The sequence below is a fragment of the Bacteroides sp. CAG:633 genome (assembly GCF_000435115.1).
GTDB classification, from domain to species: domain Bacteria; phylum Bacteroidota; class Bacteroidia; order Bacteroidales; family Bacteroidaceae; genus Bacteroides; species Bacteroides ndongoniae.
In genome coordinates, this window is the sequence record NZ_FR882935.1 from 1 (window position 1) to 2,352 (window position 2,352).

1 protein-coding gene is annotated in these 2,352 nt (G+C 40.9%); it reads right to left on the reverse strand.

Annotation, left to right across the window (positions count from 1 at the left end; all coding sequences use genetic code 11):
• Positions 1 to 417 precede the first annotated feature (417 nt).
• Positions 418 to 2,166 carry an ATP-binding protein gene (locus QVP67_RS00105; protein ID WP_022161539.1) on the reverse strand — a complete coding sequence of 583 codons (1,749 nt, stop codon included), beginning with the start codon at positions 2,164 to 2,166 and terminating at the stop codon, positions 418 to 420.
• Positions 2,167 to 2,352 lie beyond the last annotated feature (186 nt).

Here is a 2,352-nt window from a genome sequence, read left to right on the forward strand (position 1 = left end):
AACTAACTTATTTCCTAAATAGGTTTCGATTGTATTTTATTGATAATCAATAGAATACATAATAAGAAAAGAACGTAAACGAGAAAACATGTGTGAATGGTTCGATTAAGAAAGAAAATGCAATTTGTTTATAATCAGGAGATTATCTAATTTGCATTATAGAGTATTATCAACCAAAAGTTCAATTAACACCACTTCATGACACTGGACGGAAGTATTATAAAACCCTGATTTTAAGTACAAATAGAAAGAAGAAAAGTAGCTGATGCAATGGTGTTGACACCTATAATTGATACTTTTTGGTAAAAAGGTGTAAGGAAATTAGATAAAAAATTCCCGCTTACCGATAAAGTATCAGTAAGTAGGGAAATATGAAGTTTAATGCTATATAATTGTAAACTGGATTAAGAAACAGATTTACAATTTTACTTCAAAGCATTCCAGCTCCCATCCACGAAAGATTAGAGTGATAAGACGCAATTCTGTATTACCTTTCGTTTTCTGCACTTTCTCATCCGCAGCATACTGATGAAGTTGTTCGGCAGCTTGCGCTTTCAGACTGGCTATTTCGACATCCGTGGCATTGCGACGGGCATATTTTACTTCTACAATGTAGCTGTAGGCTATTTCCGGCTGGCGAACCAGATCAGGCATCATGTAGAAATCGGCATAGCCTTTCGAGGATTCGTGCTCGGGGAAAATGATATATCCTTTGGTCAGTCCTAAGTATGCCAACAGGAAACCTTTTATGTGCGCTTCTCCTTCAATAAATTCACGGATGGCGCTTTGACGTTCCAGTTCTTTGGCAAAGTACTGGAAAACAGGTTGCCAGTCACCTTGTAAAGCCATTCCTTTAACAAGCATAGAAAGCTGTGACATGTCCATATCAAAAACTGAAGCATTGCGGTAGGCTTCAATTAGGTAGGTATACAGCTGTTCGCGTACAGTCAGATTGGGAATGCCTAAAATAGGACTACCAAAATCCGTCCCTTGTATAGACAACATACCGAAATAGAACAGCAGACTCTTGAAATTCTCCGTGTCGACCATCCGTTCGGCAGGGAAAGATTGTGCGATGTTGGCCGTCACCTTTCCCTCTACTACCAGTTGCTGGATAACGGAAGTATTAACACCTAATCGTTTGTCTATCTGCACCAAGTGGCGAAGTTTGTTGTAGTCTGTGCGGATGTTGGTATCGACCATCATCTTAGGCGGTTTATGCCGTTGCATATATTCATTAAGAAAGTATAATGTCATGTCTGAGTTGAACATGTGCTCGTCTGACATATCCTCTGAGAAACAGTAGTTGTCATACCATGGCCGCATCTCTTCTAACAGATCATCCACCGTAACCTCTTCCGGTAATGCTCCTTCTGACTTGTAGTAACTGATCATCTGACGTACTTCTTCCGTGCTGAAACCGATGATACTATTGAATTCCGGCTTCATGCTGATGTTTGTTCCGATGTTGAATCCGCTGGTTACGTCATCCATCGTAACAGGGCTGACACCGGTGATAAACAAACGGTCAATTGCTGCATCGGGTCCGGTAGTAGCCGCTTTAATAACATTGAAGAACTCACGGATAAATCCTTCGCCATGTGTCGTTTTGCGGTAACGTTCTGTGCCGTAAGTGGCCAATAGGGTATTGGTGAAGTTGTCGTACTCGTCAATCAGCAGATAGATATGCGGGCAGTTGTTGTCACTGATATAGCGGGCAATCTTTCCAAGCTGCAAACCGGGTAACTTTTCCTCTCTGTCCAACTCTTCCCAAATTTCTTTGCCTAATAAATGCTCATATTTTTTAATAAACCGGATAATCACTGCATTGCAATAGGCTTTGAATGACTGTTCCACCTCATCAGGATTGGAGCTGACCTCCGAGAAGTTGAACCTGAGTACCAAATATTTATTATGCACCTTTGTAGCATGCTTCCCGATATACAGTTCACCGAAAAGTTCTTCGAAACGGTCGGCATAATCTACGCTGTAATATGTCTCCAGCATGGCCAAAAACAGCGACTTGCCGAAACGGCGGGGACGGAGCAGGAAAAGATAATTCGGCTGGTTTTCCAGTAACTCTACGTAACGGGTTTTGTCCACATAGTAATACTCCTCCGATATAAGCCGGGGGAAGTCCGATAATCCGTATGGCAACTTTTTCATGACGAAGATGTTTTATCTGATTGATGCAGAAGCAAAGATAGTGGAAAGAAAGGGAAGTTCAAAGGGGAAACGAGGTTTTCAGTTTATAGTATGTTTTGAGAAAGATTTTTTCCCAATTGGGAAAAAATCTTGGGTAACTAATAATGAATAACATAAAAAGAGGGTGTGTCGTAATACGCGATTCAC

Coding starts and splice junctions, on each gene's coding strand:
- QVP67_RS00105 (WP_022161539.1), bottom strand. CDS start 2,166: ATGAAAAAGTTGCCATACGGATTATCGGACTTCCCCCGGCTTATATCG.